General features: G+C 68.5%; 2 protein-coding genes. Both read right to left on the reverse strand.

Going from position 1 to position 4047, the window contains the following annotated elements; all coding sequences use genetic code 11:
• Nucleotides 1-1354: 1354 nt before the first annotated feature.
• Entirely contained in the window at nucleotides 1355-1753 is a 399-nt protein-coding gene (locus tag E6R60_RS36280; protein ID WP_136330995.1) for a squamosa promoter-binding protein 15, read from the reverse strand.
• Nucleotides 1754-2335: 582 nt separating this feature from the next.
• The gene (locus E6R60_RS37105) at nucleotides 2336-2767 is read right to left on the reverse strand and encodes a hypothetical protein (RefSeq protein WP_206309612.1); all 432 of its coding nucleotides are present in this window, start codon (nucleotides 2765-2767) and stop codon (nucleotides 2336-2338) included.
• Nucleotides 2768-4047: the final 1280 nt, after the last annotated feature.

Consider the following 4047-nt stretch of genomic DNA (forward strand, 5'->3'; position numbering starts at 1 on the left):
TGAGTTCTCAAGGAACGGACGCTTCCTTTGTACTCACCCTCTCGGGCTTTCCTCCGGGCGCTTCCCTTCGGTCTTACGTTTCCGACTCTATCAGACTCTTTCGTGTCCGATTCCCGGTCGAAGCGGGTCTTGCATTTTTCGCTTTCCAGTTCTTCGCTTTCGCGCTTTCCCTTTCCAGCGAGCTCAACTCTACCAGAGGATTTCGGGCCTGATTCCCACTGCCGAATCGATCTGACGGCCCGTCGGGCGGCAGACCATCCACGTCCCACCGGAACGATGACGATGCGTCACCCGAAGGCCAGACCGTGGCGGCCCTGGCCAAGCTGCGGGACAACGATACCCACCCCCCAACTCGCCGCCCGACCCGGGCCTCAGAAACGGTCGCGCCGAGCCGGAGGCAGCTCCCACGGACCTCGAGCCCGCTCCTGCCCCCACCGACGCTTGACCGAGTACGGCCCAGGAGGCGCGGGGAGTGCTGGGGCACGTGGAAGCAAGGCGACACATGTCGGCGAGCCGGCGACGGTGCGGGTGCGTTCGGCGCTCGGCAGCGCTACGGCCCCCTTGTGAGGGATCGGCACCCCGTGGAGTGGACTGTTGAAGAGGACCTGGCTCGGCAGGGCAATGCATGGCCGACCGCACTACTCTCCCCCGCCTTGGTTGAGGAGCCTCGCGGTCGGGTTGTCTTCCGAGGGTGGCTGACCCTCATGACTGAGGGCGGCGCGGCGCTGGACGGCGGCGACACGTTCCTCCTGTTCGGTCTCACAGACCCACCGCCCTCCGGCTAGGGCCAGTAAACGTGGGTCGAGGCCCCCGTGACGCGGACCAGTGTCAGCCTGGTGCCGTACCCGCTGTGCCACTTCGCCTTCCCGCCCTGGGGCCGGCTCGGCACCCCCACTGGTGACATGCAGCCGCTTGAGGCGGGTCAGCGGCCTGCGGACGCTCCCGCAACCGGCCAGGCTGCACCCGTGGGCAGAATTGCTACCTCCGACGATGCGCCGGTGAGCCATGACCTCGCTGTGTGGGCCGACGACCGACCACTCGACAACGACCAAGTGGGCCCGACCTGCAACCAGCTCTGCGAGCGCTGCCCGGAATCGGGCGGGGTGGTCGTGCCTGCAGTGCCGCGCAGAGCGGCGTATGTGGAAGCTCTGGTCGCGCGCTACCCGGACGCTGTCGACCGCAGGGTGTGGGGCCGATCGTGTATTTGCTCATGCGCTGGGGCACGGCTGAGGAGGTGTCCGAGTACGCAGCTTCGCTGGGCCGCGAGTACAGATCCATCTGCTTCGATCCGCGCAGGAAGAGGGGTCGTCCACGAGAACGGGTCCTGGCTCAACTTCCGTTCAGGTCAGGATCGTCACTCGCTCAGCGAGACCTCATCTTCTCGCCCTTCGGGCGCGATCTGCCGAAGCTTCGCGCCGTGGAACATCCACACACGGAAATAGGCCTGCTCCTGGTCCATCACGAACAGCTGAACGAACTCGGGGTGCTTCCAGACGCTACGCTCGACATGCGCCACCAGGCCGGCCAGGTCGGCGTGGTTGAGCGCTCCGGCATAGACGTCGCACTCCGGGTACTTGCCGCCACCCCAGCCTGTGTCGCTGCCGGTGGTCTCGTTGAGCGAGCCGACCCAGCCCACGGCGCCGGGACCGAAACCCCGCCGCAGGGCAGATGTCTGGAGCCACTGGCTCAGTTCTTCGACAGCCGGTCGATCACCCGACTCGACGGAGATCATGACGTTGGCGACGTGGCTCATGCCAGGATTCAACACAAGCGCTCCGCGCCCTGCTATGGAGTTCTCCCTCGATGAAGCACGGCGAGGATTCGATACGCCTGGAAGCCTGCCCGTCCGAACATCTGGCGTTCGAGCCTCTTGATCCGGTTGACGTGGCCTCGACTGCGCCTGAGCCCCAGGGCAGGTGAGTCCGGTGATGACGGCGTCGTGATCGCGGTCGATTCCGGCCGCGAGGTTGTGACGGCAGGGCCGGTCGTCGCTGCGGGCGGCGTCGCGCCATGCAGGGGGACCTCCCGATTCGGGCAGTAGCACGCGCAGACGCTGCCTGTGGCGAGCGACAGCACGCTCCCGGGACGGGCGGCGAGCCACCCGTCCACGCTGACGCCTCCCGCTCGGGCAGCAGGTCCACTCGTCGCCGGGCCATCGGTCAGCATGGTGCCGTACGCACACCACGGGACCCGCCCGGCGCGCGCCGGCGGAACCCCGTCGTCGGGCGCGGGAGACCTGAGCACGTTCGGTGCTACGCACTTCTATCGGGGTGAACCGTTCGTCTCGTCGCCCGAGGACGCGTCCGCCCCGGCGGCGTGTGTCGCGGTGAACCGCTCAACGGCCTCCCAGAGTTCGCCTCGCGCTGCGGTCGGAGAACTCCCGCGACAAGCGGTCCGCCTGGCTGCGGTTGGCGTAGGAGCCAGGCGGCGCGTGCGTCCGGCCGAGGAGGCCATCGGCGAGGCAGCGGCCTGAGACACCTCGGCCGGTGGCGAGCGGGGTGAGGGCCCTAGCCGGCAGGATGCGGCGCATCGCGAACCGGGGCACGGGCCCTGCGTCACGGGCGAGGCCGGTGCCGGCGACGAACCCAGGGTGGTACGCCACGAGGTCGATCCCGGCCGGAAGCCGGCGGGCGTACGCGTGAACCAGGTAGATGACGGCCAGCTTGCTCGTCGAGTAAGCGGTACGCCCGCCCGCCGCAATGTCGGGCTTGGGGAAGGCTGCCGTGCGGACGAGGACGTGGGGGACTTCCAGGCCGGCCCGGGCCATGCCCATGTTGTGCTTGAAGTCGCCCGAAGCGGGTGTCGTCGGCGGTGAGCACGATCCGGGCGGGAGCGGTGAAGCGGTCCTGGAACAGCCTGACGAACATGTGGTTGGCGCGCACGTGGACGGTGAACGTGGTCTCGAACCGGTGAGGCTCTTCGGTCAGCGCGTTGGTGTGCTGCATGCCCGCGTTACCCACGAAACCCCCAGCGGCGGCAGCTCACCGCGGTGAAGCCGGTCTCGGAGCTCGTCGAGAGCCGCGCGGACGCTTGCCAGTGAGCCGAGGTCCCGCCGAGACGGGCGAGACCGTGTGCCCGCCCCCGCCGAGCTCCGCAACGAGCTGCGCACCGGAAGAGCCGCGGGCCACGACCAGGAGGTGCGCGTCCTGCGACTGACGAGGGATGTGCTCCACGGCGACGCGGCCGATCCCGCGACTGGCGCGCCCGGTTCTCCCCGGCCGACGCCGGCTTCGCGGGGGCGGACGGCCGTCGTGCCCCGGGACTAGGCCGCGAGAAACTCGCACAGCTGGCCGGGCTCTCCGTCGACTACGTCCTGCGCCTGGAGCAAAAGGACTGCGAAGCATCCTTCGGCTCAGGCGCCCTCGCCCGAGCCCTACAGGTCTCACGCACCAAGCGCGACCAGCCGTACCGCAGCGCCGGGCTCCTTTCGCCCCAGGGCCGGACATGTGCCCCCGGGCATCCAGCGGGTCGCCGCGCGCCTGGGTGATGTGCCTATTGGGGTGTTCGCTGCCGACTGGACCCTGGTGTGATGGCACGGCGCGTGGAGCGCACTGCACGGCAACCTCGGCGTTCTCCCGGCCGCCGAACGGAACCTTGCCCGCGCACTGTTCGGCAACGGCGCCGCGCGCGCATCGATGCTTCCCCTCCCATCCGAGCGCGGACAGAACGCCTTCGAGGAATCGATCGTGGCCGACCTCAAGGAAGCCGCGTCCCGTTATCCCCAGGACGTCCCTCGCTCGTCTCGTACAGGAACTATGAGAAGTCTTCGATGCCTTCGCCCACCACTGGGCCACCCAGACGACCACCATCCCGCACTCGACGGATCGCACGACGATCTGGCAGCCGGAGATCGGGGACATCCTGCTCGACTGCGACGTCCTCATCGTTCCGGCTGACCGGCCGGCCGCGGCCGCGACGCGTTCTGGTCCGGAACGCAGAAAAGCCCCGTGCCACAAGGGCACGGGGCTTAACTATCAAAAGGAGTTCGGCGGCGTCCTACTCTCCCACAGGGTCCCCCCTGCAGTACCATCGGCGCTGAAAGGCTTA

The organism is Streptomyces sp. A0642, assembly GCF_004795105.1.
GTDB lineage: Bacteria > Actinomycetota > Actinomycetes > Streptomycetales > Streptomycetaceae > Streptomyces.